The sequence below is a fragment of the Pseudarthrobacter sp. rb genome, from assembly GCF_056389225.1.
In genome coordinates this window covers 26193-52250 of the sequence record NZ_JBWJAR010000018.1, presented here as the reverse complement: position 1 = coordinate 52250, position 26058 = coordinate 26193, and the positions used below count along the sequence as shown (strand labels likewise).

At 66.1% G+C, this 26058-nt stretch carries 31 protein-coding genes; 16 read left to right on the top strand and 15 right to left on the bottom strand.

Going from position 1 to position 26058, the window contains the following annotated elements:
• Positions 1–80: 80 nt before the first annotated feature.
• The 3 genes from ACWRN3_RS19010 to ACWRN3_RS19000 form a co-directional block, all read right to left on the bottom strand.
• On the bottom strand, positions 81–1250 hold the full coding sequence (locus ACWRN3_RS19010) for a fatty acid desaturase family protein (protein ID WP_476741614.1): 1170 nt from the start codon (positions 1248–1250) through the stop codon (positions 81–83).
• A 13-nt stretch (positions 1251–1263) separates the two neighbouring features.
• Entirely contained in the window at positions 1264–2358 is a 1095-nt protein-coding gene (locus ACWRN3_RS19005) for a ferredoxin reductase (protein WP_324643164.1), read from the bottom strand.
• A gap of 125 nt (positions 2359–2483) precedes the next feature.
• Positions 2484–3530, bottom strand: a complete 1047-nt coding sequence (locus ACWRN3_RS19000) for an LLM class flavin-dependent oxidoreductase (RefSeq protein ID WP_476741613.1) — start codon at positions 3528–3530, stop codon at positions 2484–2486.
• A gap of 54 nt (positions 3531–3584) precedes the next feature.
• On the opposite strand from ACWRN3_RS19000, the gene ACWRN3_RS18995 reads away from it, so the two are divergent.
• The 4 genes from ACWRN3_RS18995 to ACWRN3_RS18980 all read left to right on the top strand — a co-directional run bounded on the left by ACWRN3_RS18995 (position 3585) and on the right by ACWRN3_RS18980 (position 5974).
• Positions 3585–3944 (top strand): YnfA family protein, encoded by a 360-nt coding sequence (locus ACWRN3_RS18995; protein WP_255173317.1) that lies wholly within the window; start codon positions 3585–3587, stop codon positions 3942–3944.
• Positions 3945–3992: 48 nt separating this feature from the next.
• Entirely contained in the window at positions 3993–5195 is a 1203-nt protein-coding gene (gene lhgO / locus ACWRN3_RS18990) for an L-2-hydroxyglutarate oxidase (RefSeq protein WP_476741612.1), read from the top strand.
• Positions 5196–5286: 91 nt separating this feature from the next.
• Positions 5287–5637, top strand: coding sequence for a YidH family protein (locus tag ACWRN3_RS18985; protein ID WP_255175664.1), 351 nt, complete (start codon positions 5287–5289; stop codon positions 5635–5637).
• 4 nt (positions 5638–5641) lie between these two features.
• Positions 5642–5974 carry a DUF202 domain-containing protein gene (locus ACWRN3_RS18980; protein ID WP_255173319.1) on the top strand — a complete coding sequence of 111 codons (333 nt, stop codon included), beginning with the start codon at positions 5642–5644 and terminating at the stop codon, positions 5972–5974.
• Between the two features lie 15 nt (positions 5975–5989).
• Here the strand turns inward: ACWRN3_RS18980 and ACWRN3_RS18975 are convergent, their stop codons facing one another.
• Positions 5990–6388: a hypothetical protein gene (locus ACWRN3_RS18975; protein ID WP_255173320.1), complete on the bottom strand. Its 399-nt coding sequence runs from the start codon at positions 6386–6388 to the stop codon at positions 5990–5992.
• Between the two features lie 85 nt (positions 6389–6473).
• Between ACWRN3_RS18975 and ACWRN3_RS18970 the strand changes: the two genes are divergently transcribed.
• The 3 genes from ACWRN3_RS18970 to ACWRN3_RS18960 all read left to right on the top strand — a co-directional run bounded on the left by ACWRN3_RS18970 (position 6474) and on the right by ACWRN3_RS18960 (position 9233).
• Positions 6474–6710 (top strand): DUF2630 family protein, encoded by a 237-nt coding sequence (locus tag ACWRN3_RS18970; RefSeq protein WP_141945842.1) that lies wholly within the window; start codon positions 6474–6476, stop codon positions 6708–6710.
• Positions 6711–6793: 83 nt separating this feature from the next.
• Positions 6794–7588 carry a carbon-nitrogen hydrolase family protein gene (locus ACWRN3_RS18965; protein ID WP_476741611.1) on the top strand — a complete coding sequence of 265 codons (795 nt, stop codon included), beginning with the start codon at positions 6794–6796 and terminating at the stop codon, positions 7586–7588.
• A 325-nt stretch (positions 7589–7913) separates the two neighbouring features.
• Positions 7914–9233 (top strand): ammonium transporter, encoded by a 1320-nt coding sequence (locus ACWRN3_RS18960; protein ID WP_324643173.1) that lies wholly within the window; start codon positions 7914–7916, stop codon positions 9231–9233.
• 9 nt (positions 9234–9242) lie between these two features.
• Here ACWRN3_RS18960 and ACWRN3_RS18955 read toward each other — a convergent pair whose 3' ends face one another.
• The gene (locus tag ACWRN3_RS18955; protein ID WP_476741610.1) at positions 9243–9833 is read right to left on the bottom strand and encodes a PadR family transcriptional regulator; all 591 of its coding nucleotides are present in this window, start codon (positions 9831–9833) and stop codon (positions 9243–9245) included.
• A 177-nt stretch (positions 9834–10010) separates the two neighbouring features.
• On the opposite strand from ACWRN3_RS18955, the gene ACWRN3_RS18950 reads away from it, so the two are divergent.
• Positions 10011–12182: a transglycosylase domain-containing protein gene (locus ACWRN3_RS18950; protein ID WP_476741609.1), complete on the top strand. Its 2172-nt coding sequence runs from the start codon at positions 10011–10013 to the stop codon at positions 12180–12182.
• A 98-nt stretch (positions 12183–12280) separates the two neighbouring features.
• Entirely contained in the window at positions 12281–12472 is a 192-nt protein-coding gene (locus ACWRN3_RS18945; RefSeq protein WP_476741643.1) for a GNAT family N-acetyltransferase, read from the top strand.
• On the opposite strand, the gene ACWRN3_RS18940 is transcribed toward ACWRN3_RS18945, so the two are convergent.
• The 3 genes from ACWRN3_RS18940 to ACWRN3_RS18930 form a co-directional block, all read right to left on the bottom strand.
• Complete coding sequence (locus tag ACWRN3_RS18940; protein WP_476741642.1) at positions 12469–13062, bottom strand: DnaJ family domain-containing protein; 594 nt, start codon at positions 13060–13062, stop codon at positions 12469–12471. The genes ACWRN3_RS18945 and ACWRN3_RS18940 overlap by 4 nt on opposite strands.
• A gap of 150 nt (positions 13063–13212) precedes the next feature.
• Entirely contained in the window at positions 13213–13710 is a 498-nt protein-coding gene (locus ACWRN3_RS18935) for an SRPBCC family protein (RefSeq protein WP_476741608.1), read from the bottom strand.
• Positions 13711–13722: 12 nt separating this feature from the next.
• The gene (locus ACWRN3_RS18930) at positions 13723–14055 is read right to left on the bottom strand and encodes an ArsR/SmtB family transcription factor (protein ID WP_255173325.1); all 333 of its coding nucleotides are present in this window, start codon (positions 14053–14055) and stop codon (positions 13723–13725) included.
• Positions 14056–14146: 91 nt separating this feature from the next.
• Between ACWRN3_RS18930 and ACWRN3_RS18925 the strand changes: the two genes are divergently transcribed.
• The gene (locus ACWRN3_RS18925; protein WP_476741607.1) at positions 14147–14875 is read left to right on the top strand and encodes a Type 1 glutamine amidotransferase-like domain-containing protein; all 729 of its coding nucleotides are present in this window, start codon (positions 14147–14149) and stop codon (positions 14873–14875) included.
• Positions 14876–14920: 45 nt separating this feature from the next.
• Here ACWRN3_RS18925 and ACWRN3_RS18920 read toward each other — a convergent pair whose 3' ends face one another.
• Positions 14921–15655 (bottom strand): GAF and ANTAR domain-containing protein, encoded by a 735-nt coding sequence (locus ACWRN3_RS18920; RefSeq protein ID WP_476741606.1) that lies wholly within the window; start codon positions 15653–15655, stop codon positions 14921–14923.
• Positions 15656–16024: 369 nt separating this feature from the next.
• Here ACWRN3_RS18920 and ACWRN3_RS18915 point away from each other — a divergent pair, with 369 nt between their 5' ends.
• The 4 genes from ACWRN3_RS18915 (at position 16025) to ACWRN3_RS18900 (ending at position 18667) form a co-directional block, all read left to right on the top strand.
• Positions 16025–16276, top strand: a complete 252-nt coding sequence (locus ACWRN3_RS18915; protein ID WP_324643176.1) for a hypothetical protein — start codon at positions 16025–16027, stop codon at positions 16274–16276.
• Entirely contained in the window at positions 16273–17040 is a 768-nt protein-coding gene (locus tag ACWRN3_RS18910) for an ANTAR domain-containing protein (RefSeq protein ID WP_476741605.1), read from the top strand. The genes ACWRN3_RS18915 and ACWRN3_RS18910 overlap by 4 nt, the downstream gene beginning before the upstream one ends.
• Before the next feature lie 227 nt (positions 17041–17267).
• Positions 17268–17462: a hypothetical protein gene (locus ACWRN3_RS18905; RefSeq protein WP_159630557.1), complete on the top strand. Its 195-nt coding sequence runs from the start codon at positions 17268–17270 to the stop codon at positions 17460–17462.
• A 167-nt stretch (positions 17463–17629) separates the two neighbouring features.
• Positions 17630–18667 (top strand): nitronate monooxygenase, encoded by a 1038-nt coding sequence (locus ACWRN3_RS18900; protein ID WP_476741604.1) that lies wholly within the window; start codon positions 17630–17632, stop codon positions 18665–18667.
• A 100-nt stretch (positions 18668–18767) separates the two neighbouring features.
• On the opposite strand, the gene ACWRN3_RS18895 is transcribed toward ACWRN3_RS18900, so the two are convergent.
• Complete coding sequence (locus ACWRN3_RS18895; protein WP_476741603.1) at positions 18768–19808, bottom strand: NAD(P)-dependent alcohol dehydrogenase; 1041 nt, start codon at positions 19806–19808, stop codon at positions 18768–18770.
• Between the two features lie 142 nt (positions 19809–19950).
• The gene (locus ACWRN3_RS18890; RefSeq protein WP_476741602.1) at positions 19951–20967 is read right to left on the bottom strand and encodes a zinc-dependent alcohol dehydrogenase family protein; all 1017 of its coding nucleotides are present in this window, start codon (positions 20965–20967) and stop codon (positions 19951–19953) included.
• Between the two features lie 140 nt (positions 20968–21107).
• Between ACWRN3_RS18890 and ACWRN3_RS18885 the strand changes: the two genes are divergently transcribed.
• Complete coding sequence (locus tag ACWRN3_RS18885) at positions 21108–22001, top strand: helix-turn-helix transcriptional regulator (RefSeq protein WP_324643183.1); 894 nt, start codon at positions 21108–21110, stop codon at positions 21999–22001.
• Between the two features lie 12 nt (positions 22002–22013).
• Here the strand turns inward: ACWRN3_RS18885 and ACWRN3_RS18880 are convergent, their stop codons facing one another.
• Positions 22014–22214: a hypothetical protein gene (locus tag ACWRN3_RS18880; protein ID WP_476741601.1), complete on the bottom strand. Its 201-nt coding sequence runs from the start codon at positions 22212–22214 to the stop codon at positions 22014–22016.
• Between the two features lie 665 nt (positions 22215–22879).
• On the opposite strand from ACWRN3_RS18880, the gene ACWRN3_RS18875 reads away from it, so the two are divergent.
• On the top strand, positions 22880–23302 hold the full coding sequence (locus tag ACWRN3_RS18875; protein ID WP_324643185.1) for a universal stress protein: 423 nt from the start codon (positions 22880–22882) through the stop codon (positions 23300–23302).
• Positions 23303–23396: 94 nt separating this feature from the next.
• Here ACWRN3_RS18875 and ACWRN3_RS18870 read toward each other — a convergent pair whose 3' ends face one another.
• The 3 genes from ACWRN3_RS18870 to ACWRN3_RS18860 all read right to left on the bottom strand — a co-directional run bounded on the left by ACWRN3_RS18870 (position 23397) and on the right by ACWRN3_RS18860 (position 25967).
• Positions 23397–23792 carry a (R)-mandelonitrile lyase gene (locus tag ACWRN3_RS18870; RefSeq protein WP_255173336.1) on the bottom strand — a complete coding sequence of 132 codons (396 nt, stop codon included), beginning with the start codon at positions 23790–23792 and terminating at the stop codon, positions 23397–23399.
• A 46-nt stretch (positions 23793–23838) separates the two neighbouring features.
• Positions 23839–25056, bottom strand: a complete 1218-nt coding sequence (locus ACWRN3_RS18865) for an MFS transporter (protein ID WP_324643187.1) — start codon at positions 25054–25056, stop codon at positions 23839–23841.
• A 92-nt stretch (positions 25057–25148) separates the two neighbouring features.
• On the bottom strand, positions 25149–25967 hold the full coding sequence (locus tag ACWRN3_RS18860; RefSeq protein ID WP_255173338.1) for an oxygenase MpaB family protein: 819 nt from the start codon (positions 25965–25967) through the stop codon (positions 25149–25151).
• Positions 25968–26058 lie beyond the last annotated feature (91 nt).

Sequence of the window (26058 nt, the reverse complement as noted above, 5' to 3'; positions counted from 1 at the left end):
CGCCCCCCGCCGTTAAAGGCACTCACCCCTCCTGGCCCCGGGGGGGGCGGGGCCACTTCTGCGTTGTGGGGATTCCGGGCCTAGGCCCGGGCAGTCTTTCCAGGCAATGCCAGCTTGAAGACCTTGGCCCACGAGGAACCTACCTGCTTCAGCAACGGCCCCGTGGTGTACTTCAGGCCGTAGCGCTGGCAGATCTCGCGGACCCTGGGTGCCACCTCTGCGTACCGGTTGGAGGGCAGGTCCGGGAAGAGGTGGTGCTCAATCTGGTGGGAGAGGTTGCCGGTCATCAAGTGCATGAACTTGGAGCCTGAGATGTTGGCGGACCCGATCATCTGGCGCACGTACCAGTCGCCGCGGGTCTCGCCGTCCACCATTTCCTCCGTGAAGGTGTCCGTTCCTTCGGGGAAATGGCCGCAGAAGATGACCGCGTGGGCCCAGACGTTGCGGATGGCGTTGGCTGCGATGGTGCCGAACAGGGCCTGCTTGGCGGAGCCGGTCAGCATGGCCAGGGCGGGGGTGGCGGCGTAGTCCTTGGTGAACTGGGTGACTACCTTCTTGCCCAGGGCCTTGAGGTCCTTGAGCAGGGCCTCCTTGGACTTGGTGCCTTCTTTGTACTCGGTCAGCTCGAGGTCGTAGATGGCGATGCCCCATTCGAAGACCGGGGCCAGGATGGCGTTGAACAGCGGGTTGGCCAGGTTGATGGGCTTCCACGGCTGGTTTTCGTCCATCCGCAGCAGGTTGTATCCGACGTCGTTGTCCTTGCCGACAACATTGGTCCAGCGGTGGTGCAGGTCGTTGTGCGTGTGCTGCCAGGACCGCGACGGAGTGACAAAGTCCCATTCCCACGTGGTGGAGTGGATATCAGGATCGCGCATCCAGTCCCACTGGCCGTGCAGGATGTTGTGGCCCAGTTCCATGTTTTCCAGGATCTTGGCCAGGCTCAGCAGCGTAGTGCCCGTGACCCAGGCGGCTTTGTTCTTTCCCACCAGCAGGGCCGCGCGGCCGGAAAGTTCCAGGCCGCGCTGGATCTTGATCATGCGGCGGATGTAGGCGGCGTCTTCCGCGCCGCGCTTGCCCAGGATCTCATCACGGATGGCGTCGAGCTCGCGGCCCAGCTCCGCTACCTGCTCGTCGCTGAGGTGCGCGGCGGCCGGCGGCCGGACGGTGGGGCTGCCCGATTCGGCGAGCTTCCCGGGGCGCGTTCTCGAGCTTCCCGCGGGGGTGACCTTGGTAGGTGTGATTACAGACATTCCGTGGTGCTCCTCAGATTTCGAGGTTGACGGGTCCGGCGGCTGCCGAGACACACGTTTGGATCAGTTGGCCGGGTTCGCCATGGATTTCCCCGGTACGCAGGTCCCGGACCTGCCCTGCGAGCAGCGGTGTGAGGCAGCTGTGGCAGATGCCCATGCGGCACCCGCTGGGCATCAGCACCCCGGCGTCCTCGCCAACGTCCAGGATGGGGGTGTCGCCGTCGGCCTGCACCTCGCGGTCGGAGGCTTCGAAGGTGACCAGGCCGCCGTCGTGCCCTACGCCGGCGTTGAAGGTGGTGTTGAAGCGCTCAATCATCAGGTTGCCGGGGTCGCCGGCCACGGCGACGTCGGATCCGGGACCCTTGGCGGTCAGTGCCCGCTTCCAGAGTGCCTCGGCGTCGTCCAGGAAACTGTCCGGACCGCAGGCGTAGGCTGCCCGTTCCTTCCAGTCGGGGCAGATCGCGTCCAGTTCCTTGGTGCTGGAGAAGTCCAGACGGCCCTGCTCGCCGGTGTACCAGTGCGCCAGCCGGAAGTTGGGGAATTGGTCCGCAAGCTCGGCCAGTTCCTCGCGGAACAGGCTGTCACCCGGGGTGCGGGCCGAGTGGACCAGGACGACGTCGGCATCCGGGCGGCGGGGAACGAGGGTACGGATCATGGACATCACCGGGGTGATGCCGCTGCCCGCGGTGATCATGAGCAGGGGACGCGGGTGTTCAGGGAGCACAAAATCGCCCTGGGGCGGGGCCAGGAACAGCACGTCCCCGGGCTTCGTGGTGCGCACCAGCGTGCCGGACACGGCACCGACATCGGTGACGGTGATGGCCGGGTCCTTGCCGGCGGGAGCGCTGAGGGAGTAGGAGCGCCAGTGGCGGACGCCGTCGAGTTCGACGCCGATGCGGGCCCACTGGCCTGCCAGGTGCGCCTTCCAGCCACGGCCGGGGCGGAAGAAGATCGTGGCCGACTGGGCGGTCTCCTGGACCACCCGGGTGACCACGCCGCGCAACTGCCGGGCCGAGTAGACAGGGTTGAACAGCGCCAGGATATCTTCGGGCGCCAAAGGGGTAGTGAGCACTGAGGCCGCCTGGGCCAGCTGTCGTAGCCGGATCATACGGGTAAGCCTAGAGCGGTGCGAGCCATATTTCTCTCTCTCCGTCATATGACCGTTCCGCAGTCACACGCTAGTTGGTGGGCGCGAAGCCTCCACGCCGCACTCTTAAGAGTAACGGTTGGGTCTCACAAAAGGTTCCCAGCGTCCTTTCGGTTCCATCCCAGGGCAGGGGCCACGTATTTTGCGATGGTGCCCAGGAGCTTGGCGTTGAAGTCCACGCCCAGCTGGTTGGGAACGGTCAGCAGCAGGGTATCCGCTGCCTGCACCGCGGTATCGGCGGCGAGCTGCTCCGCCAGGAGGTCCGGCGCTCCCACGTAGCTCTTGCCGAAACGGGACGTGAGGCCGTCCATGACTCCTACCTGGTCGCGGCCGTCCCGGAGCGCACTTCCGGCGAAGTAGTAGTTGTCCTCCTCATCCACGATGGGAAGGACGCTGCGGCTGACCGAAACCCTTGGCTGATGGGGGTGGCCTGCGGCCGCCCATGCGTCCCTGAACAGTTGGATCTGCTCGGCCTGGAGTTCATGGAACGGGACCCCGGTGTCCTCCGTGAGCAGGGTGGAGCTCATCAGGTTCATTCCGAGTTCCGCGGCCCATATGGCGGTCTTCCGGCTGCCGGCACCCCACCAGATCCGTTCCGCCAGCCCCGGGGACTGGGGCTGGACCGGGAGGAGGCCCGTGGCGCCGCCCGCATAGCGGGGATCGGCCTGGGCCACCCCGGCGCCCGTAATGGCTTTGCGGAAGGCGTCGGTGTGTCGGCGCGCCATATCGGCATCGGTCTCCCCCGGCTGCGGCCGGTAGCCGAACGCGGACGCGCCCTGCAGGGCGGGCTCGGGTGAACCACGGCTGATGCCAAGCTGCAGCCTGCCGCCGCTGATCAGGTCTGCCGCGGCCGCTTCCTCTGCCATGTACAGCGGGTTTTCATAGCGCATGTCGATGACGCCGGTGCCAATCTCGATACGGCTGGTGCGGGCCGCGATGGCTGACAGGAGGGGGAAGGGCGATGCCTGCTGCCGGGCGAAGTGGTGGACACGGAAGAACGCCCCGTCCACTCCGAGTTCTTCGGCGGCGACCGCCAGTTCGATGCCCTGGAGAAGGGCGTCCGCCGCCGTCCTGGTCCGGGAACCCTGGTCGGGACCCCAGTGGCCGAATGAAAGGAATCCGATGCGCTCCATACCTCCCCCAACTGTGCTGGCGGCAGCTGCATTCCCGGCTGGGATGATGGCTGGGTGGGTACTCCGGGTGAAGCTGTCGCTGTTTTCAAGACCATCGTGCTGTTCGTACTGGCCGCTGCCGCTGAAATCGGGGGCGCCTGGCTGGTGTGGCAGGCCGTGCGCGAGGGCAGGGACTGGTGGTGGGCGGGGCTCGGCGTGATCGCGCTGGGCGTCTATGGCTTCGTGGCCACGCTCCAGCCCGACGCCCATTTCGGGCGGATCCTGGCGGCCTACGGCGGAGTGTTCGTTGCCGGCTCGCTGGCGTGGGGCATGGCATTTGACGGCTTCCGCCCGGACCGGTGGGACGTCGCCGGATCCCTGGTCTGCCTGTTGGGCGTCGGCGTGATCATGTTTGCACCCCGCAGCGGCGGCTAAAGCAGCGGTTACGTGGCTAAAATCTAGCCACGACGAAAGGCGGGTCCTGTGGAGCGGGTGGACTACTGCGTTATTGGCGGCGGCATCGTGGGCCTTGCAACGGCCTACCAGCTGCTGCAGAGGCAACCGGGAGCCTCCCTGGTCCTGCTCGAGGCCGCGGGGTCCCTGGCTTCGCACCAGACCGGGCACAACAGCGGCGTCATCCACTCCGGGATCTACTACGCCCCGGACAGCCTCAAAGCCCGGTTCAGCAAGGCCGGAGCGCAACAAACCAAGGAGTTCTGCCGGGAGCACGGGATCAGGTTCGCCGAGCCGGGGAAGCTGCTGGTGGCTACCTCGGCCGTGGAACTGGGCCGGCTGGACCGCCTGGAGGAACGCGCGGCCGTCCATGGGCTGGACTGCGAGCGCCTCGACCAGGCGGAACTCAACCGGCGCGAGCCCAATGTTTCAGGCCTGGGCGCGCTGTTCATTCCGAGCACCGGCATCGTGGACTACGGGGAAGTGGCGCGGAAGCTGGCCGACCTCATCTCCGCTGCCGGGGGGCGGGTCATCACCGGAGCCACCGTGGGCTCGATCGTGGAGCATTCGGACCGCGTGGAGGTTGCCACGGGCCACGCCGTCTACTCATGCCGGCGCCTGGTGGCATGTGCTGGCCTACAGTCGGACCGCGTGGCGGAAATGGCCGGCATGAAGATCGACGTCCAGATCATTCCTTTCCGCGGGGAGTACTTCGAGCTCCCGGAATCCAAGTGGGACTATGTGACCCACCTGATCTACCCCGTACCGGATCCGGAACTGCCCTTCCTGGGGGTGCACCTCACTCCCACCATCAACGGCAGCATCACCGTGGGACCCAATGCGGTCCTGGGCCTGGCCCGGGAGGGCTACCCCAAATACTCCGTGGACCTCAAGGACGTGGGCCGCTACCTGCGCTTTCCCGGGCTGTGGCACGTGGCAAGGTCCAATGCCCGCACCGCAGTGCGCGAAGTCCGGAACTCGCTGTTCAAGGGCAGCTACCTCCAGGAATGCCGCAAATACGCCCCCGGCCTGTCCAAGGCGGACCTGCTGCCGTACGAGGCAGGCATCCGGGCCCAGGCTGTGCGCCGGGACGGAACGCTCCTGCACGATTTCCTGCTGGCGGAGACGGACAGGATGATCCATGTCTTGAACGCCCCCTCCCCGGCCGCAACTGCTGCCCTGCCCATCGGGGAACACCTGGCCGGCAAAGCCGTGCTGCACCCCGCGTCCTGACCGGCAGGCAGGCACCGGCCACGGCTAAACTGGCCCGGTGATCAACAGTGAGCAGCCGCCCCGGCCAACGGTCCCGCCGTCGCGCGGGAGGATGGCGGAACGACTGTTGCCTGGCGGAGAGGAACCGGACCCGCGCTTCACGCTTGCGAACGAACGCACCTTCCTGGCCTGGATCCGGACGTCGCTTGCGCTGCTGGCAGGTGGCATTGCCATCGAGGCGTTCACTTCAGGCCTCTTCATTGAGCCTGTCCGGAAAGGCCTGGCCGTCCTGCTGCTTCTGCTGGGCATGATGCTCAGTGGCGGGGCCGCCGTACGGTGGCTTCGGGTGGAGCGCAGCATGCGCAACAAGGCGCCGTTACCGCTGCCGCTCTTTGTGCCCCTGTTGGCCGGGGCAGGCGCGCTGGCTGCCGCCGTCGTACTGGTCTTCATTCTCTGGCGCTGATTCGATGGCACCCAGCGGCCCCAGCCCCCACGGCGATCCCGGCCTCCAGCCGGAGCGGACGGCCCTCGCCTGGGGCCGGACCATGCTGGCGCTCGTGACGGCGAGCGCCTTCTTCCTGCGCTGGCTTCCCACCTATGGGCCACCGATCCTGATGCTGCCGGTGGTTTCCGGCGGCGCAGCCCTGGCCATCTACCTCACGCAGCGCCGCCGCTACCAGGCGAGGTCGCACGGGCTGGCAGGCGAAAGCATCGAAGCCGACCTGCCAGCTGTGCTCTGGACCGCCTTTGCCGGGCTCGCCCTGGGGTGCCTGGGCATTGTGGTGGTGCTGGTCAGCTAGAACGGCCCCTGTCAGCTAGAACATGGGCAGGACGAAGCCGGCCAGCAGGGCCACGACGCCGATCGCCGTCAGGCACCGGCCCAGGACCGAGGCCGTCCTCCCGGGTTCCTCCGGCCTGGTGGTCTGCCACTGCGTTGGACGCTTGGGGTGGTAATAGATGGGCAGTGTGTCTCCCGCCGCCATGTCCTTGATGTCGTACGGGGACATCGGGGCGTTGTGCACCTGGTGCTTCCGGTCAAACCAGCGGAAGCCAACACCGGTGGAATCCGAGTACACCACGGCCTCGGCCATGTCCCACGGGTGCACGAAGCGGCGGAGGAACCCGGTGTAGAAGAGCAGTCCCAGACCGGCGGGCAGGCACAACCAGGTGAGCACTTCCAGGATGGGACCTGCCATATCGAGCGCAGTGGGCATGAAGTTGATGGTACAGCTCAGGGGCTGGCTCCTTCAGCACCTGATACGTACGCTGAAGGAGACCGGACCGGAGTAAGGGGAAGCCATGAATGATCAGGACATTTTGACGCACATCCAGGCCCTCGTGGAAGAGGAGCACTCGCTGCGTGAGGGCTCAGGGGACGGGCAGGCCCCGGACCAGGCACGGCTCAAGTACGTGGAAGAAAGCCTGGACCAGTGCTGGGACCTGCTGCGCCAACGGCGGGCCAAGAAGGATTCGGGCGAGAACCCGAACGACGCCGAAGCCCGCCCCATCAGCGAGGTGGAGGGCTACCGGCAGTAACCCCGCCGCATCCCACCATCCTGGGTGTCCGGGCCGGCGTGGCCCGGGCACCTGTTTCCGCCACCAACAGATTGAGCTCTTCCATGCGTATTGCAGTAGCGCAGATCATCAGCAGTGCCGACACCGCCGCCAACCTGGAACTCATCTGGGACTATGCCGCCCAGGCCAGGAACGCCGGAGCGCAGCTGGTGGTCTTTCCCGAGGCGTCCATGCGCGCCTTCGGCCATTCCCTGAAGGACATTGCCGAGCCCGTTGACGGCCCGTGGGCCAGCGAAGTCCGCAGGATGGCGAAGGAGCTGGACCTCACGATCGTGGTCGGCATGTTCACTCCGGGAAAGGACGGCCGGGTCCGCAACACGCTGCTGGTCACCGGGCCCGGAGTGGAGGCGTCCTACGACAAAGTCCACCTTTTTGACGCCTTCGGTTTCACGGAGTCCAAGACAGTGGACGCCGGGGAAGCGCCGGTGACGTTCGAGCTGGACGGGACGGTGTTCGGCCTGGCGACCTGCTACGACGTCCGCTTCCCGGGTCTCTTCACCGCCAACGCCAACGCGGGTGCCCAAGTGAATATCGTGTGTGCCTCCTGGGGTGCCGGTGAGGGCAAGGCGGAGCAGTGGGACCTGCTGGTGCGGGCCCGGGCGCTGGACAGCACCACTTTTGTGGTCGCCTGCGGCCAGGGTGACCCCGAAACAGTGGGCGCCGGCCAGGCGGGCACGGCACCCACCGGCATCGGGCACAGCGCCGTGATCACCCCCCTGGGCAAGGCGGTGGCGGCATTGGGCGGTAAGCCGGAACTCGCCGTCGTCGACATTGATCCCTCAACGGTGGATGACGTCCGGACCAAGCTGCCCGTCCTGGCCAACGCCCGCACATTCTGATCGGGTGAGGCGCCGTTCATAGCTTCGAAACAGACGGCAAACGAGAGGACGACGCCGGGTCTCACCTGGGGCGTGCCGCCTGCGCCCGTGATGGCAGGCATCCGGCGGGGCCGGGGCGTACGGAGGCCGGCGGCGGAAGAGGCGCCGTTTACATGCCCGAAACATAGCCGATACGTGAACTTCACGCACGGCCTATTTGTGTAACGTGGCCGCAACTTTAAGCGGCATTGGCTGAAACACACACCGCCAAAAATGGATCCCGGGGGAAATGCCACGGGGCCAATCGGGCCCCTGCACCACGTTCACGTTGCGAAGGGACCCACCGGTGGAAATCACTGCCCAACACGTCTGGCTGATGATCTCGGCAGCCATGGTCCTGCTGATGACCCCGGGGCTTGGCCTCTTCTACGGCGGCATGACCCGCGCCAAGGCCGCCCTCAACATGATCATGATGAGCTTTATCTCGGCGGGGATTGTTGGCGTGGTCTGGGTCCTGTGGGGCTACTCAATGACCACCGGCGACGGCGTCCTGGGCCTCTTCGGCAATCCCTTCACCAGCTTCGGCCTGCAGAACCTCATGGGTTCACCGGACCTCCTCAAGGCCGGGTACAGCGCGACGTTCGCCATCATCACGGTTGCCCTGATCAGCGGCGCCATCGCCGACCGCGCCAAGTTCGGGGCCTGGGCCCTGTTCGTGCCGGTGTGGATTACGGTGATCTACTGCCCGCTCGCCTACATGATCTGGGGTGGCGGGCTGATGAGCGCAGGGGGCGCCGTCACGCAAATCTTCGGCCAGGTCATCGATTTTGCCGGCGGTGCCGTGGTGGAAATCAGTTCGGGAACGGCCGCCCTGGTGCTGGCCGTGATTGTTGGCCAGCGGCACGGGTTCGCGAAGGACCCCAACCACCGCCCCCACAACCTGCCTTTCATCATGCTGGGTGCCGCGATTCTGTGGTTCGGCTGGTTTGGCTTCAACGGCGGGGCCGCCACCAGCGTCGAACAGGCCGGCCTCATTTGGATCAACACCCTGGTGGCACCCGCGGCCGCCATGCTCAGCTGGCTGGTCACGGAGAAGGTCCGCCACGGACACCCCACATCCCTGGGCGCAGCCTCCGGCGTGGTTGCCGGCCTGGTAGCCATCACCCCTTCATGCGCCAACATCAGCCCGGTGGCCGCTATCGGCCTGGGCCTGGTGGCCGGCGCGGCCTGCTGCGTATTCGTGGACCTCAAATACCGCTTTGGCCTCGACGACTCCCTGGACGTGGTGGGTGTCCACCTGGGTGCCGGCCTCATCGGCACCCTGTCCCTTGGCTTCATCGCCCTTCCCGTGAACGGCCAGGGCGGCGGCCTCTTCTACGGCGGCGGAGTCCAGCAGCTCATTGCCCAGACAGCCGCCGTCGTCATCACCCTGCTGTTGTCCGGTGTTGGCACCGCGGTCATTGCCCGGACCATCAACAAGACGGTGGGCTTCCGGGTCAGCCACGAGGCCGAGACCGCCGGCGTGGACCTGGCCGAGCACGCCGAGACTGCCTACGCATTCGGTGAGATCGGAGCAGGATTCAATCCCCTGCGCCACGCCGCGGCCCACATCCCGACCGCACCTGCCCCGGCTGAACGGCATGCCAAGGAAGACTCCTTCGCGTAGGTTTCCGTTCTAGTCCGCAAGGATCTTGTAGAGCGCCCGGCGCAATTCGTCCATCTTTTCGACGGCGGCAGCCCGCTGTTCCCCGGTCACTCCGGCGCGGAACTGGTGGATGGCACCCATGAGCTTGGCGATGCTCTGATGGAAGTCCCTGTCCGCACTGTCCGGTTCAGCGTTCCACGCGTCCTCCATTTCCTCAGCGTGTTCCGCCACGTAGGCCCTCCCTGCATCGGTGAGGGCAAACTCAGTCCCGCGGCCTTCGCTGAGCGCCTCAATCAAGCCCTCGTCCACCAGCTGCTGGAGCGTTGGATAGATGGATCCCGGGCTGGGCCGCCACACGCCGCCGGTCTTGGCGGCAATGGTCTTGATCAGTCCGTAACCATTGGACGGCGTCTCTGCCAGGAGTGACAGGATGGCCGCGCGCACGTCGCCACGGCTGGCCCTCCGTCCGCCGCGGCCGAATCCGGGGCCAAAACCGGGGCCAAACCCCGGACCAAAGCCTGGACCGCGGTGCCCATGGGGCCCCCGATGGCCCCTCCCCCGCTCGAAGCGGCCCTTGCCGAACTCCGGGCCCGGATGTTTCTCGTCGAATATGCCTTTCATGGTGGCATCGTCCTTTCATATTGACCTGTTCGCTGTCACTTCAGCGATAGTTAACGATATGTCGTTAACTATCGCTGGTCAACAGGTGGATGTGACCAAATCCTGATCCTTCCGCCTCTGGTTCGCCCTTCCCCGTGAGCGTATTCTGTTCCCACTTCCGAGGACGAGGGCTGAAAAATGGTGAAGAGGCGGAAGCGCGGGCGCAGTTTTGGCGCGGCCCTGGGAAGGATCCTGGGGTTCATTGCAGCGAGCGTCATGTGTGGCGTACTGGTGGCCAGCCTCGTGGTCCCGGCGGTGGCAGCAGCGGGGATGGGGGTCAGTTCCTCCATTGGTTTCTTCGAAAGCCTGCCGGCAGAGCTGACGGTGCAGCCGCCGTCGCAGGCCACCAAAGTCCTGAGCTCAGACGGGCAGTCGATCGCAACCTTTTATGCGGAGAACCGTGTGCGGGTGCCGCTGGACCAGATGTCGCCCTTCATCAAGGACGGCATTATCGCCATCGAGGACAGCAGGTTCTACGAGCACGCGGGCGTGGACCCGCAGGGGATATTGCGGGCGGTGGTGTCCAACCTGACCAAAGGCGGCGAGCAGGGCGCGTCGACCATCACGCAGCAGTACGTCACCAACGTCCTGAACGAGGCGCAGCTTTCGCAGGACAGGCCGGACGCGGTGGTGCTGAACGGGCAGAAGAACCTGGGCGACAAACTGCGCGAAATGAAACTGGCCGTCACGCTGGAGAAGAAGTACACCAAGGACCAAATCCTTGAGGGGTACCTCAATATCGTGTTCTTCAGCAGCAACGCGTACGGGATTGAAGCGGCGGCACGCTACTTCTTCAGCACCACCGCGAAGGACCTTACCCTCCCCCAGGCCGCCTTGCTGGCCGGGGTGGTCAACAGCCCCACCCTCTACAACCCGGCCACCAATCCTGATAAGTCGATCGTGCGCAGGAACCAGGTCCTGTCCGAGATGCTGCGCCTGCGCAAGATCACGCAGGCCCAATACGATGCCGCTGCGGCCACCCCGATCCAGCTGAAGATCACGCCGCAGCAGCAGGGGTGCGCCAACGCTGCCATGGCGCCGTACTTCTGCGACTACATCTCCCATTTGATCCTGAACAATCCCGCCTACGGGCCCACCGAGGCTGACCGCGAACGGAGGCTTTACCGCGGCGGCCTCACCATCACCACCACCCTGGACAGCAGGCTCCAGGCAGCCGCCCAGGCCCAGGTGGATGGAACCGCGGGCGCAAATCCGGACCGGTGGGCGGCCTCGCTGCTGACCCTGCAGCCAGGCAGCGGCAAGATCCTGGCCATGGCCCAAAACACGGTCTTCCTCCCGCAACCAAGCAAGTTCGACACCAACCTGAACTTCAACGTGGATGCCAAGGACGCCCAGGGCAACGACCTGAACGGCGCCGGCGGGTTCCAGCCCGGTTCCACCATGAAGCCCTTTACCTTTGCGGAGTGGCTGAACGAGGGAAAGTCGCTCACCGCCGAAGTGGACGCCTCACGCCGTGTCTATCCGCTGGGGTTCCCGTGGAAGGACAGCTGCGGGAAGGTGCTGGGAGCGTACAGCACGGCGCAGGCCAACCCTGCCCTCGGCGCTGCCGATGACCTGCAGAATGCGGAGGACGGCTTCTACCGCCCGATGCCCGTGAATTACGGCCTGTACAACTCGATCAACACGGCCACTTTCGCTTCGGCATCCCAGCTCGACTTTTGCGGCATCCAGAAGATGGTGGACGCCGTAGGGCTGCACAGCGGCTTGGACAGCACCCCGGTCAACATGCATCAGCTGGGCAACCTCCTCGGCGGCACCGGCGTGGCGCCCCTCACCCTGGCAAACGCATTTGCCACCTTCGCCACGGAGGGCCGCTACTGTGCTCCCATCGCCCTGGTTGATGTCACTGATGCCGCCGGGGCAAAACTGCCCGCCCAGGCCCCGGACTGCCACGACGCCGTCAAACCCGACGTGGCCCGAGGCGTCAACTCGGTACTGCAGGACGTGCTGAAGAAGGGTTCCGGCGTCTGGATCAACCCGAAGGTGCAGGACAAAGTTCCTACCGCCGCCAAGACCGGAACCTCGAACAACAACGGGTCCACCTGGGTGGTTGGCTACACCACCGGCCTGGTCACGGCGTCCTTCTTCGGGGATGCCCTGGAAGGCCAAAAGCGGGCAGGGCAGAACGTTACCATCAACGGCACGTTCTACCCCCGCCTTGACGGGTACATGATTGCCGGGCCGCAGTGGGCCAACTACATGCTCAAGGTGGCACCGCTCTACCCCGCGGGTCCGTTCGCGCCGCCTCCCGCTTCGATGATTGGACCCAATCCCAACTACAAGCCGTAGCCCGGGGATGGTCATCAACGCAGCCCGGTAAGGACCGCACCGCTCTGGCACGATGGGAACGTGCGGGCCCTTGAGACTGAGCGGCTCATCCTGCGCCCCTGGGAGCCGGCCAGGCGGTTCTCAACTACGCGTTTGAAAGCGGCCTGCCGGAGGTGATGACAGTGACCCACCCGGCCAACGCCGCGTCGCAGCGGGTGTGCAGAAGGATTGGCCTTGCCCACCGGGGCCAGACCGGCAAGTACTACAACGCCTTGTGCGAGCTGCTCGGGAGCGCAAACCCTTCCGCCTAGCCCGTACCCTTCCAGAGGCGTTTCCACCAGGACCGCTCCGGTTCGGGCTCAGCAGGAGCCTCCACCGCGCGCGCGGTCCGGCGGCTGCGCCAGCGCTCCACTTCCTCCTCCACGTCACGGATCCTGGTGACCACCGGCGGCCCGCCCTGGAGCTGGCGGCGCGCGTCGATCACGCGCCGGTTGAAATCCTGCAGGATCTCCCGGACCTGCTGCTCGGTGTACTGGGCGTCCAGCCTGGTGTCGAGTTCGGCGTCCTCAGTTCGGAGCAGGATGGCCGCCGGACCCAGGCCGCTGATGTTCTCCCGCTGGATCAGCCCCTTCACCCACCAATCGGGATCGTACGATTCGCCCAGGCCGGGGATCGGCTTGCCCGCGTACTTCAGGTTGTCGAACTTCCCTTGCGCCATGGCGTCGCGGACCAGGTACTCGGCACGGGCGGCATCACTGACTTTCCTGTGCTTCTCCCGCTCCTGCGCGTCGAGGGCATCCAGCGCGGCTTCCTCCTCGGCGCTGATGCCGGCGCCACGGTATGACCGGACTTCGGCCGCACGCTCGAGGCGCTTGCGGAAATCCCCTGCCCCGCCGCTCATTGCCGCCACCGCCTTTCCTTGCCTGGCCCCCATCTTCCAGTATTCAGCGGTGGGCTTGTGCGTTCAACGCCCAAGCTGGACGGACGACGGCGGCGCGTCCCGCCGTCGTCCGCCCACGTGGCGCTGTGGCAAAGGGTGGTTGGTGCGCTGTCAGGCGTTGGCGTGCTCGGCGAGGATGCCATCCATCTGGCCGACCGCTTCCTTGAGGCCTTCCTCCATGCCCATCTGCATCATCTGCTCGAGTTGTTCCTCGGACTCGAAGGTGGACAGCATGGTCATCCGGGTCCGCTCCCCCAGCGGCTCCAGGGTCACCGTGGCGTGGCTGATGCCGAACTCCCCGGTGGGGTTGCCGTCGCTGTCCGCGAACCCGTCGTCGAACTGCAGCTCCCGCGGGAACTCGATGCTGGTGAACTCCCACCAGCCGTGCGCCTTGTCCCTGTCAGGTCCTGTCATGTAGTAGCTGGCCCGGCCGCCCGGAACGAAGTCGTGCTTGTAGAAAGTGGCGGGATAGGTGGGCGGTCCCCACCAGCGCTCCAGCCGGCGCGGGTCTTCGAAGAGCTGCCAGACGCGCTCCACGCCCGCGTCGAACTCGGCGACCAGGGTGAGGCTGAGGGCCTCGGGGTTCTTATCCGTACTGATGACTGTCATGGCAATGCCTTCCTAACCTTCAGCGAGAATGTCGGCCATCCGGGCGGCCCGCTGCCGCCAGATCTGTTCATAGTCGTCGAGCAGCCGCCGGGCGTTTTGCAGTCCTTCGTGGTTGCCCCGCACGATCTGCTCCCTTCCGCGCTTTTCCTTGGTGACCAGTGAAGCGCGTTCCAACACCGCCACATGTTTTTGGACGGCGGCGAAACTCATGGCGTACAGGGCGGCCAGGCCGGACACGGAGTACTCGCCCACGGTGACCCGGCGGACGATGTCCCGCCGGGTGGAGTCGGCGAATGCCTGGAAGAGGCGGTCCAGTTCGGTCTCGCGCAGCTTTTCTACAACCATTTGGTTGTACGTTAGTCCCGCAGTGACTGCAGGTCAAGGGTCTTTTCCTGTCTCCGGCAGCCCGGCGGCGCCTGCCGGTACCTTAAAGCCCATGAGTATTTTCCTTGCCGGGGCCGGCCCGGATCCGCTGGGTTTTCCGGACGTCTTTGACCGGTTTGCGGAGGACATCCGGCGGCATGCCGCGCCGGGCCGGACTGCCCGGATCGCCGTTGCCGTGCATCATCACGGCGGAAGCCTGCAGGAGCTGGTGGAAATCTGCGCAGGGCCCCTCCGGCCCAGGCTTGACTGTGAGGTGGTGGCGGTGCCGCTGGCAGAAGGCAGGACAGCGGATCCCGCTGATTTCAGCGGTGTGGACGGCGTGGTGGTGGGCGGCGGATTGACGCCGGCGTACTGGAAGGGCCTCCGCCCCGCGGCCACCGCAATCTCCAGATTGGCGGCCGGCGGCGCCCCCTATCTGGGGTTCTCCGCCGGAGCCATGGTGGCACCAGGCCCCGCGCTGATTGGCGGCTGCCGGATCAACGGGGTGGACGTGTGCGGGGAGGAGTGCTCGGAGGGCCTGGATGCAGTCGACGTCCGGGAGGGCCTGGGGATGGTCCCGTTCGCGGTGGACGTCCACGCCGCCCAGGCCGGGACACTGAGCCGCGCGGTGGGCGCCGTGGCGGCAGGCCTGGTGGAATGGGCGGTTGCCATCGACGAGGGCACGGCAGTGGTGCTGGAATCAGTCGGAGACCGGGACTACAAGGTCATTGGCAGCGGCAACTGCTGGGACATCCGCGGAGCAGCCGGCGAGGCGAGAGTGTCCGTGCGGACCGCCGGTTGACCGGACGGGGACCGCTGGTGGACTGCAGGGAGCCGGGGCGCCGGCCTAGGCGTCGAAGTGGGTCTGGATGCCGCTTCCGGACAGCTGTTCAATCAGTTCCTTGGCCACGTCCCGCAGCTTCCGGTTGCGGTTGCTGGAGACCTTGGTGAGGATCTCCACCGCCTCTTCCTGGGAACACCGGTTCTGCGCCATGATGACGCCGCAGGCCAGGTTGATGGCGGTCCTGCTCTCCAGGGCAGCTTCGAGGTCATCCGCCCGGTTCTGCGCAGTGTGGATGCGGACTGAAAGATGCAAGGTGTTGTGGGCAGCGGCGGCGAAACCCGCCGCCTTGTCGTAAACGTCAGCCGTGAACACGCCCGGCCTGGAGGCGAAGAAGTTCAGGGCAGCACTGGCCTCGCCGCTGATTTCCAGTGGCACACCCAGGCTGCTCTGCACGCCCCGGCGCGCCAGTTCCTGGTTGTATTTTGTCCAGCGGGGGTCCCGTGCGACGTCGTCGATCAACACAGGCGCCATCTCCCGCAACGCACGGATACAGGGACCGTCCCCCAGCGCCTGCTCAATGACGTCAAGTTCCAGCGCCCGGGCACTGCTGCCCGCCGCAGTGGTGGGCCGCCGCCGGAGCTTCAGGGTCACCGCGCACTCAATGTCGTCACCGGCAGCTGCGGATACTGCCGCTGCCGCCATTCCCGAGAGACCCGACAGGAACTCCACGGCATTTTCAGCCCCCACCAGGACCTCTTGGAGGTGTTGGACAGTCACATCGTCGGCAGGATTCAGCATGGGGTTCATCTTACGGTCGCCGGGGACCCGCAGGGCAGCGGAGCGGGCATTTACGGGGGCTTAAGCTGAAGTCTCAGGGATCCACCTGGACTTACCCGCGGTCCGCTGCTGGACGACGACACCCGGCCCGCAGGCGGCCGGGCCGCGCGAATGCAACCGGCCGCCATACCAGAAACACCTCCAAGGGCGTAGTGTCAAACGTAGGAGATTTCGGGATGGCTACAGGATCCGGAGGTTGAATGCACGGGCCGAACGCGCCAAGAGCGGGCGGCCGCCAGCCAGGAAAAGCAATTCTGGCGCAACTATGGATCGAGGCCCGATGGCCGGGAACAATGCGCTGACCACCGCCGGGCCCATGGGACCGCAAGGATGAACGCCGACTGGACCGGGGACCCCGACCAACTACTGGAAGCCGACGAGCAGCGAAGGGACGTTGCCCGGCGTTTCCGCGAGACGCAGATACCGATGCTGAAACTGTGGACGTACTACTACGGCCTCGGCGGCGACGCTGACGAAATGTCATTCGACGCCTACCTCAACGAAGCGCTCCACCTTCCGGCCTCCCAGGTGGGGTTGATCGCCACGGCCATGAGGGAACTGACCGCGGGTGAGGACCAATGACCGGCAGCGAGGAGCAGCCGTTCCGGGAATCCGAGGGATGGCCGCTGGAGGCAGCAGAGCTGTCGCTGCAGCAACTCGTGCTGGAAAGCCCGGACATCAAGGCCTTCCTCACCGAACTGGCGATGCTTGCCAGTACCCGGTTGTCCGTCCCCGGGAACACGATCCACAGCGGCGTCACGGTGCTGCGGCACAAGCGGCCCCAGGCTGTGGCAGCAAGCGACCCTGCGGCATGGGCCCTTGACGAGCTGCAGAACGGATTCGGCCAGGGCCCGTGCCTTACCGCGCTCCGGCAGGGATCCACCCTCCTTGTGCCAGACCTGGCCGGCGAAGACCGCTGGCGCCCTTATGTCAGGACGGCTGCAGAGCACGGCGTGTCCTCGATCCTTGCCGTCCCGCTGGACTTGGCGGGGGAAGCAGAAGCGGTACTGAATCTCTACTCGGGCCGCAGCAACGGGTTCTCCGGGGAGGACGTCGCCACCGTGGAATCGTTCGCGGCCCAAGCCGCCAGTTCACTGCGGTTGATCCTGCGGATCTCCCAGCTCCGGGAAGCCAGGAATGACCTCACCGCCGCAATGCAGTCACGCACCGTGATCGACATGGCGGTGGGTGCGACCATGGCCCAAAACCGCTGCGACCGGGATACCGCCTTCAGCATCCTCTCGCACGCCTCAAGCACCAGGAACGTCAAGCTGAGGGAAGTGGCAGCCACCGTCATCACCTCAATCTCCGGAGAACAGAGGATCACCGCCCACTTCGACGAGTAGCTGTAACCCGGATCACACGTGATGAGATTCACTCGCAACAAATGCGTGATTTGGTTGAGTGCGCCCATCCGCCATGGGCACTATGGATAGGCAGGGCCGGAAACATCCGCCCTTGACATCCTGGTGACGCAACGAGGCCCACCGGTGAGCACAGGCCACCGACCCTCCGAGCGCGGACAGGCCATTGCCGGGGACAAAACCGGCTTGACACAGGAAAGTACTGAACAATGACGTTTAACACTGCCGAATCCGTGACGCTGAAGATCTGGGACCGGACCTCCCTCCACGAGACCCTCGATTCCGCGGTCTCCGACCTCTCCGCGCGCCACAACACCACCACCTGCCGCATCGCCGTCACCTGCAGCGGGCCCAACACCTTCACCTTGAGCGTGCGCGGGAACGAGCCGGCGCTGGCCCTCTAAGCGGCCCACCCGCACAGGGCGTTGACGACGGCGGGCCCCACCCGCCGTCGTCAACGTCCTTTTCCGTCCACGAAACGGGTGACACGACCGCAGATATTTCGGGCGTGAACTGTCCACCCGGACCGGCGTAGCATTCGTCAGGTACACCCAAACGACGGGAAGGGCACATGGCTACCCACCAGAAGGGCACCAAGTTCAGGTTCGAGTCGCTGGCACTGCCCGTCATCCAGGCACCCATGGCCGGGGGACCCTCCACCCCACGGCTGGCAGCGGCCGTCAGCGGGGCCGGCGGACTGGGCTTCGTCGCTGCAGGCTACAAGACCGCCGCAACCATGCGCGCCGAGATCGAGGCCGTCAGGGGACAAACGGACAAGCCGTTCGGCGTGAACCTCTTCGTACCCCAGGCGTCCGTCATCAGCCAAGCGTCCCTGCAGCAATACGTGGACTCGCTGGCCCCGGACGCCGAGCGCTTCGGCGTGAGCCTCGGCGAGCCGCGGCATGACGATGACGACTGGGACCAAAAGCTCGAGGCCTTGCTGGACCTGGCACCGGAGGTCGTTTCATTCACCTTCGACATCCCGGAAACCAGCGTGGTGGAAGCACTGCAGCACCGCGGAATATACGTCATCGCCACAGTCACGGACCGCGAAGAAGCCCTGCGGGCGCTGGCGGCAGGCGCCGATGCGCTGTGCGTCCAGGGCCCGGAAGCCGGAGGCCACCGCGGAACGTTCAAGCCGGATGTGCCTGCTCCCCTGGTGCCCCTCCACGGGATCCTGGGCGCGCTGTCTGATCTGGAGGTGCCCCTTATCGCGGCGGGTGGCATTGCCTCGTCTGAGCACACCCGGGCTGCGCTCGCCGTCGGAGCCGTTGCGGTCCAGGCCGGCACCGCATTCCTCCGCGCTGATGAAGCGGGAACCAAGCCCGCGCACCGGGCTGCCTTGTCGTCGCCGGACCATTTCACCACCACCGCCCTCACCCGTGCCTTCTCCGGCCGCAACGCGCGCGGCCTCTACAACGAGTTCATGCGCCGCCATGACGGCCACGCCCCGTACGGCTACCCGGAGATCCACCACCTCACCACTCCCCTGCGTGCCGCAGCCGCCGCAGCAGGGGAGCCGGAGTGGCTGAACCTGTGGGCCGGCATCAACTACCGGGACACGAAGGAAGGCCCGGCCGTTTCCATCCTGGCGGCCCTTCGTCCGTAAGGCCTGTACCGCCGTCGTCCCCTACCTTAAAGCCCGACGGCGGGCCAGCCCCTTCTGGGAGCCGGCCCGCCGCGCGCGCCGTAAAAGCGGGGGTAGTGCTTTAGAAGGTGGCGGTGTCGATCACGAAGCGGTACCGGACATCCGATGCCAGCACGCGCTCGTAGGCGTCGTTGATCTTCCCAGCCGGGATGACCTCGATCTCGGCGCCCAGGCCGTGCTCGGCGCAGAAGTTGAGCATCTCCTGGGTCTCGCGGATGCCGCCGATCATGGAACCGGCGAAGGAACGGCGTCCGCCGATCAGCGCGAAGGCGTTGACGGGAAGCGGTTCCGCGGGGGCACCCACGTTGACCAGGGCGCCGTCGAGCTTCAGCAGGCCCAGGTAGGAGCTGATGTCGATCGAGGCGCTGACCGTGTTGATGATCAGGTCGAAGGAGCCGGCGAGTTCAGAGAAGGTGTTCTCGTCGCTCGTGGCGAAGTAGTGGTCGGCGCCAAGCTTCAGGCCGTCCTCCTGCTTCTTCAACGACTGCGACAGGACAGTCACCTCGGCACCCATGGCGTGGGCGAGCTTGACGGCCATGTGGCCCAGGCCGCCGAGACCGACGACGGCAACGTTCTTGCCGGGGCCGGCACCCCAGTGCCGCAGCGGTGAGTAGGTGGTGATGCCGGCGCACAGCAGCGGTGCGGCGACGTCGAGGTCGATGCCCTCGGGGATGGTGACGACGAAGTCTTCAGTGACCACAATGTGGGTGGAGTAGCCACCCTGCGTAATGGTGCCGTCGCGGTCAACGGCGCCATAGGTGCCGGTGTTGCCCTTGAGGCAGTACTGCTCCTCGCCCTTCTGGCAGTTGACGCATTCCCGGCAGGAGTTGACCATGCAGCCAACACCAACGCGGTCGCCCACTTTGTGCTTGGTCACCTCGGCCCCCACCTCGGTGACGATGCCGGCAATCTCGTGGCCGGGCACCAGCGGGTACTGCTGCGGGCCCCAGTCACCGCGGACGGTGTGGATGTCCGAGTGGCAGATGCCGGCGAACTTAATGTCGATCAGGACGTCATGAGGGCCCACTTCGCGGCGCTCAATGGTGGTAGCCACCAGGTCCTCCGTGGCGGACGGGGATGCATAAGCCTTGACGGTAGTCATGGTTCTCCTGTGATCTGTTGGGGGGACATATAAATGCTACCGGGGTTGTTCGGAGCAAACCCGGGAAAAGGTGGCACCAAGGTGGCCCTGTTGTGACTGGTCTTGAGAGTCCTACCCTTGGGCCCTTGGGGAAAAGGATGCGCTAGGGGCGCAGGAGCACCTTGATGGCGCGGCGTTCGTCCATGGCCTTGTACGCGTCCGCGGCCTGCTCGAGCGGGAGTTCCAGGTCAAACACTTTTCCAGGATTGATCGTGCCGCTGAGGATCAGGTCGATCAGCTCCGGCAGGTATTGCCGGACCGGAGCCGGGCCGCCGTGCAGGTGCACATGCGAATAGAACAGGTCCCGCCCTGGCAACGCCACATCGTGGGAGACTCCCACAAAGCCCACATGGCCGCCCGCCCTGGTGGCGTGGATGGCCTGCAGCATCGATTCCTGCGTGCCCACGGCTTCCAGGACGGAATGTGCACCGAGGCCACCGGTGAGTTCCTTGATCTTCTTCACGCCCTCGTCCCCGCGCTCCTCCACGATGTCCGTGGCGCCAAACTCGCGTGCCAGCGCCTGCCGGTCCCCGTGCCGGGACATGGCGATGATCCGTTCAGCACCCATCTGCTGCGCTGCGAGGACCCCCAAAAGTCCCACGGCGCCGTCGCCCACTACTGCCACGGTCTTCCCCGGACCCACCTCGGCGGCCTTGGCGGCGAACCATCCTGTCCCCAGGACGTCGGAGGCCGCAAGCAGCGACGGAACCTTGCCGGCGTCGGGCATGCCGGGCGTGGCCACCAGGGTGCCGTCCGCCAGCGGAACGCGCATGTATTCTGCCTGTGCACCGCCCACGCCCTGGCGGTGGACACACGCGCTCTGGTAGCCGGAGCGGCAGATTTCGCAGGTGTTGTCGGAGGCAAAGAATGACCCGACGACGAACTGGCCCGGCCGGACATTCCTGACCCCCGCACCGACCTCCTCGACGATTCCCACGTACTCGTGGCCCATCGGCGCGGGCTTGGAGATTTTGTCGGCGCCGCGGTAGGGCCACAGGTCCGACCCGCAGACGCAGGCGGCAACGAGTTTGATGACCGCATCCGTGGGCTGCCGGACGGCTGGTTTGTCGCGATCCTCGACCCGGACGTCTCCGGGCGCGTGCATGATGGTTGCGCGCATGCTGGGTCCTCCACATGGTGAAACGGCTGAAAGGGACATTCCCATCAAACCCGGCCCAGGCATCGTTGGCGAGGGCCCTGCTGTAACTGGTTCCGGCAGAACCTCCTTAGGGTCCTGCCATCCGTCGTAACGTGTTCCCTATGGATAACCGAGCCGAGGTACGGCAGTTCCTGTCTTCACGCCGTGGGCGGATTACCCCCGAGCAGGCGGGCATCGAACCCTATGGCGGCCGCCGCCGCGTACCGGGGCTCCGGCGGGAGGAAGTGGCGCGGCTGGCCGGCGTCAGCGTGGACTACTACACGCGGCTGGAACGGGGAAACCTGCACGGTGTTTCTGACAGCGTCCTGGATGCCATCGCCGGTGCCTTGGAACTGGACCGCGCCGAACATGACCACCTCTATGACCTGGCCCGGGCAGCCAACACCTCGGGCCGCAAGCGGGCTGCGGGCGCCGGCGGCTCCGCCCCGTCCAAGGTCCGGCCGGAGCTGCAGTACCTGCTGGACGCCATCACGGAGGCGCCGGCCTTCATCGGCAACAACCGCCTGGACATCGTGGCCGCCAACACCCTGGGCTATGCCCTGTATTCGGACATGTACCGCACTCCGTCACGGCCGGCCAACCACTCCCGGTTCATCTTCCTGGACCCCCGCGCCCACAACTTCTACACGGACTGGGAACGGGCGGCCAACACCAACGTGGCCATCCTGCGGCGGGAGGCCGGCCGCAATCCCCATGACAAGGGCATCGCCGAGCTGATCGGGGAACTGTCCATGCGCAGCGACGAATTCCGCACGCTGTGGGCAGCCCACAACGTCCGCCGCCACTACGCCGGCACCAAGTTCTTCCAGCATCCCGTGGTGGGACTCCTCGAGCTGAACTACCAGGTGCTGGGCCTGGAAGAGGACCCGGGGCATACCCTCACCGTCTATCCCGCCACCCCCGGCAGCCCGTCCGCGGAAGCCCTCAAGCTCCTGGCCTCCTGGGCCGTCACCGAGAACATCGTGGAAACGGCGCAGGCGACGGTGGGCGGCTAGGAACAACGCCGGCTATTGAACGTTCGACGGCGGCCCGGGCGGCGCAGCGTCCGCCCGCCGCCGGCCTGCGAGTTCGCCGAAGCGTTCGACGGCGTCCTGGGCAGTGCGGTACAGGGCCGGGTCGGACCAGGGTGCCCGCGCCCAGGCGTTCACGGCGGCGAGGGCCTCGGCCAGCAGCTGGGCGGGATGTTCCCTTGGGAATCCTTGCGCCAAGGATGGACCTCCGGTCTGCTTCCAAGGTGTCCGCCATGGTCCGCGTGCTGACCCGCTGCCAAACATCAGGGATGGCGTCGACGTCGAGCAGCCGCTCACGGAGCGGCCAGTTACCGATGAAACGGGCCACCCAGGCCTGGTGCCGCTGCTTATAGTCCTTGATGAACTTCCGCCTCTTCCACTTCGGGTAGGCGCCCAGCACGACGAGGCACGGGACGAGGACTGCCAGCGCTGTCAACACCCAGCCGGCTTGTCCGGCGTCCCCGTCCTGGACCGCATCCTTGTAGAGTCCCAGCATCACTCCCGCAGTGATGCACCCCAGGATCCAAGTGGCGTGCAGGACAATGGTCCGGCGTTCCTGTTTCCTGGAAGGCTGGAGTGACGGCGCCGGCTCCGCGGCAACGGCAGACTCAGCCTCGGTCAGGCCGGCGTTCAGGAGTCTGCTGGTACCTGCACCCGGCATTCCTGATTCATCCGGCACGTCCACATAGACAGGCGGAAGGCCCGTCCGATCCTGCGCAACCTGATTGGCAAGCTCACCCATGTTCCCCCATCAACCCACTCATGACCCGCCTTCAGAGTCTACGGTTAGGCGGGCTCCGGGCGGGTAGTCCTTAGACTGGCCAATAAACGTTGAATGCAGGACTATACGAAGGAGCGAACGAATGGCGAATGTAGTTGTAGTAGGTGTGGATGCCAGCCCGTCCGCACGGAAGGCCGCAGAAGTGGCGCTGGACCTGGCGGAGTCACTGGGAGCGTCCCTCCATGTAGTGACCGCCTTTGAGATCGAGAACGCCGAAACCTTTGGGGTGGGCTCGGACAAGGTACGGATCTCCAACGCGGACAGCTCGGAGATGGTGGCAAAGTCCTTGGGCGCATCGCGGCCGGGAGTGGAGATCACCCACTTCGCCGCCCGCGGCAAGCCGGCTGATTCGCTGATCAAGGAAGCCATCCGCCTGGACGCCCGGGTGATCGTGGTGGGCAACCGCAGGATGCGCGGCATCGGCCGGCTCCTGGGCAGCGTTGCCAACAGCGTGGCGCACAACGCCCCGTGCGACGTCTACATCGCGAACACCTACGAGGACTAAGCTGCCACGAAAGAAGGTGGGGGGGGGGGCGGCGGGGGCCCCCCCCCCGCGCCCCCCCCCCCCCCCCCCCCCCCCCCACCGTCGTTAGGGGTGCTCAGGCCCCGTATTCCTCATCGGTGACGTGCTGGAGCCAGGTGACCACCTGCCCGTTTTCGTCCGCTTCCTGCATGGCGACGTGGGCCATGAACCGCTCCGGTGTTGCCCCGTGCCAGTGCTCCTCCCCCGGCTCGATGTAGACCACGTCGCCGGGACGGATTTCCTGGACCTGCCCGCCGCGCCGCGCCACCAGTCCAATGCCGTCCGTGACGTACAGGGTCTGGCCCTTGGGATGGTGGTGCCAGGCGGTGCGGGCACCGGGGGCGAAGCGGACGTGGGCGCACCCGACCGCCGACTGTTCATCGGGGTTGCGGATGCCGTCAATCTGCACGGTGCCGGTGAACCATTCCTTCGGTCCGGCTCCTGTCTGGCCGCCGCTCTTGGTGTACTTCATGTTCTCCTCCTGTTATTTCGGCTAATTGGAAAAATCTGTTGGTCGGTCAGGCGGTCCGGCTTGTGATCCGTGCCGTCACGAACGCCAGGACCGACGAGACCGCGAGGACAGCGGCGGCCACCATGAAGGCGCCGCCGTGGCCGGCTGAGTCGAACAGGACGCCGCCCAGCGTTGATCCGACAGCGATCGAGGTCTGGACGACGGCCACCATCAGGCCCCCACCTCCCTCGGCGTCGTGGGGCATGGCCTCTGCGATCCAGCTCCACCAGCCCACCGGGGCGGCCGTGGACAGCAGCCCCCAAACACCCAGGAGGACCATCACGACGGCGAGCCAGCCGCCGGTGGGGACCAGGGCGGCGGCGATGACCGCCATAAGCGCCGGGATGGTGACCAGCGTCCGGTACAGGCCCTTCCCCAGGAACCGGCCAATCAGCATGGTGCCCGCAAACCCTGCCACACCCATCACCAGCAATACGAGCGACACCGTGGCCACCTCCACGCCGGTCACCCGCTCCAGGAACGGACGGACGTAAGTGAACAGGACGAACTGGCCCATGAAGAAGGTGCCGCAGGCGGCCATCCCCCAGGCGACAGCCGGGCTCTTGAATGCGGCGAAAATTCCGAGGACGTTTCCGGACGCCCGCTTTTCCACTGGCATGGAAGGAAGGCTGATCCACTGCCAGACCAGGGCGAGCAACGCCACCGGAACCAGGCAGAAGAACGCTCCACGCCACCCGATGAATGAGCCCAGGTAGCTGCCCAGCGGCGCAGCCAGCACGGTGGCCAGGGCGTTGCCGCCATTAAAGACCGCCAGGGCGCGCGGCACCTGGTGGGCCGGCACCAGCCGCATGGCGGTGGCCGCGGACATGGACCAGAAACCGCCGATGACCACGCCAATGAGGGCACGGCCGACCATGAAGAGCAGGTATCCCGGGGCCATCGCGACCAGGGCACCGGAAACAGCCATCACCGTGGTCAGGCCCAGCAGCAGGGTCTTGCGGTTCATGCTGCCGGCCAGCGTGGACACCGACAGGCTGGTGGCGACGGCGAAAAGGCCGGAGATCGCGATGCCCTGCCCCACCATCCCCTCGGAAACCCGGAGTTCGGCGGCCATCGGGGTGAGCAGGCTGACCGGCATGAATTCGGAGGCGATCAGGGCGAAGACGCACAGGGACATCGCGAAGACGCCTCCCCAGTGCGCGTGGTGCTGCACGCCGGGTTTTTGGGGCGCACGGGTGCTGGTGACAGTTGTTTCGGGGGCCATGCCTTCCATCAAACCGTGCTCACCGAGCCCTGGCGAGGGCCCTGCTGAAACCGGTTTTGGCAGACCCCCTTTAGGGCAAGACTGCCATGGAACTACGCAGTGGTTCCTTGCCGCTGCGTAGTTTGCGGGCTCTTTCGCAGGTCTTTTTCAAGTTCCGCCAGGCAGTAATCCTTGAACCAGTGCCTGATGCGCACCGGCAGCATGGGGTAAGCCACCGCAAGGATGCGCCATGTCAGGTCGAAGCGTCGCTGGTGGCGGTCGCTCCACACGAGGCCGAAGTCCTTCCGCAACTGCTCCGGGAGGAGCCCGGCGGTGAGGAACCTCGCAGAAGGCATGATGGCGCGGTACCAGAGTGCGGTGTGCTTGGGGAACAGCAGGCCGCGCCCCACGCGCACGCCTTCTTTCTCGGCACGGAGGGTGGAAAGCTGCTCATCCCAGTAGCGGCTGAACGCCGCCCGGTCCTTCGGCCACATGTCCGGTGGAAGCTGCAGGGCGGTGCCGATCCGTGCGTAGTCCCGGTACATTGCGTCGGCCGCCTCGTCACCGAGCGGGCCGCGGATCTTCTCGACGATGGTCAGCGCCGTGTCATAGAGCGTCGCTGCCACCCAGAGCTGCAGCGCCGGATCGAAGGCGTTGTAACCGGCGGACGGTTCGCCCGCCGTGCGGCGTACCGGAACGTGCGCGCGGTTCACCCGGCGCCGGACTTCCTTGACCTGCTCCTCAGTTCCGTACACGATGCCGTAGACGTACGTGAGAGTGCCCTTGAGGCGGTTTACCGGGCGTTGGGTGAACGTGCTGTGCGCCGCCACGCCGCGGCCGATCGCAGGGTTGGCAAGCTGCAGCAGAATGGCCCGTCCTGCCCCGGCGAGCAGGATGCCTTCAGCCCGGAAATCGGCCTCTCCCTGCACCATGTGAACAGGGTACCCGAGCGGCCGAACCACAGGACGGGCCCTTTGGCCCGTTGTGCCCGGGCGGAGGAGTGCCGCAGGACCTGTCCTGCCT

Coding starts and splice junctions, on each gene's coding strand:
- ACWRN3_RS19010 (WP_476741614.1), bottom strand. CDS start 1,250: ATGTCTGTAATCACACCTACCAAGGTCACCCCCGCGGGAAGCTCGAGA.
- ACWRN3_RS19005 (WP_324643164.1), bottom strand. CDS start 2,358: ATGATCCGGCTACGACAGCTGGCCCAGGCGGCCTCAGTGCTCACTACC.
- ACWRN3_RS19000 (WP_476741613.1), bottom strand. CDS start 3,530: ATGGAGCGCATCGGATTCCTTTCATTCGGCCACTGGGGTCCCGACCAG.
- ACWRN3_RS18985 (WP_255175664.1), top strand. CDS start 5,287: ATGGCGGAACGACTGTTGCCTGGCGGAGAGGAACCGGACCCGCGCTTC.
- ACWRN3_RS18980 (WP_255173319.1), top strand. CDS start 5,642: ATGGCACCCAGCGGCCCCAGCCCCCACGGCGATCCCGGCCTCCAGCCG.
- ACWRN3_RS18975 (WP_255173320.1), bottom strand. CDS start 6,388: ATGCCCACTGCGCTCGATATGGCAGGTCCCATCCTGGAAGTGCTCACC.
- ACWRN3_RS18970 (WP_141945842.1), top strand. CDS start 6,474: ATGAATGATCAGGACATTTTGACGCACATCCAGGCCCTCGTGGAAGAG.
- ACWRN3_RS18965 (WP_476741611.1), top strand. CDS start 6,794: ATGCGTATTGCAGTAGCGCAGATCATCAGCAGTGCCGACACCGCCGCC.
- ACWRN3_RS18955 (WP_476741610.1), bottom strand. CDS start 9,833: ATGAAAGGCATATTCGACGAGAAACATCCGGGCCCGGAGTTCGGCAAG.
- ACWRN3_RS18950 (WP_476741609.1), top strand. CDS start 10,011: ATGGTGAAGAGGCGGAAGCGCGGGCGCAGTTTTGGCGCGGCCCTGGGA.
- ACWRN3_RS18940 (WP_476741642.1), bottom strand. CDS start 13,062: ATGAGCGGCGGGGCAGGGGATTTCCGCAAGCGCCTCGAGCGTGCGGCC.
- ACWRN3_RS18935 (WP_476741608.1), bottom strand. CDS start 13,710: ATGACAGTCATCAGTACGGATAAGAACCCCGAGGCCCTCAGCCTCACC.
- ACWRN3_RS18930 (WP_255173325.1), bottom strand. CDS start 14,055: ATGGTTGTAGAAAAGCTGCGCGAGACCGAACTGGACCGCCTCTTCCAG.
- ACWRN3_RS18925 (WP_476741607.1), top strand. CDS start 14,147: ATGAGTATTTTCCTTGCCGGGGCCGGCCCGGATCCGCTGGGTTTTCCG.
- ACWRN3_RS18920 (WP_476741606.1), bottom strand. CDS start 15,655: ATGCTGAATCCTGCCGACGATGTGACTGTCCAACACCTCCAAGAGGTC.
- ACWRN3_RS18915 (WP_324643176.1), top strand. CDS start 16,025: ATGAACGCCGACTGGACCGGGGACCCCGACCAACTACTGGAAGCCGAC.
- ACWRN3_RS18910 (WP_476741605.1), top strand. CDS start 16,273: ATGACCGGCAGCGAGGAGCAGCCGTTCCGGGAATCCGAGGGATGGCCG.
- ACWRN3_RS18905 (WP_159630557.1), top strand. CDS start 17,268: ATGACGTTTAACACTGCCGAATCCGTGACGCTGAAGATCTGGGACCGG.
- ACWRN3_RS18900 (WP_476741604.1), top strand. CDS start 17,630: ATGGCTACCCACCAGAAGGGCACCAAGTTCAGGTTCGAGTCGCTGGCA.
- ACWRN3_RS18895 (WP_476741603.1), bottom strand. CDS start 19,808: ATGACTACCGTCAAGGCTTATGCATCCCCGTCCGCCACGGAGGACCTG.
- ACWRN3_RS18890 (WP_476741602.1), bottom strand. CDS start 20,967: ATGCGCGCAACCATCATGCACGCGCCCGGAGACGTCCGGGTCGAGGAT.
- ACWRN3_RS18885 (WP_324643183.1), top strand. CDS start 21,108: ATGGATAACCGAGCCGAGGTACGGCAGTTCCTGTCTTCACGCCGTGGG.
- ACWRN3_RS18875 (WP_324643185.1), top strand. CDS start 22,880: ATGGCGAATGTAGTTGTAGTAGGTGTGGATGCCAGCCCGTCCGCACGG.
- ACWRN3_RS18870 (WP_255173336.1), bottom strand. CDS start 23,792: ATGAAGTACACCAAGAGCGGCGGCCAGACAGGAGCCGGACCGAAGGAA.
- ACWRN3_RS18865 (WP_324643187.1), bottom strand. CDS start 25,056: ATGGCCCCCGAAACAACTGTCACCAGCACCCGTGCGCCCCAAAAACCC.
- ACWRN3_RS18860 (WP_255173338.1), bottom strand. CDS start 25,967: ATGGTGCAGGGAGAGGCCGATTTCCGGGCTGAAGGCATCCTGCTCGCC.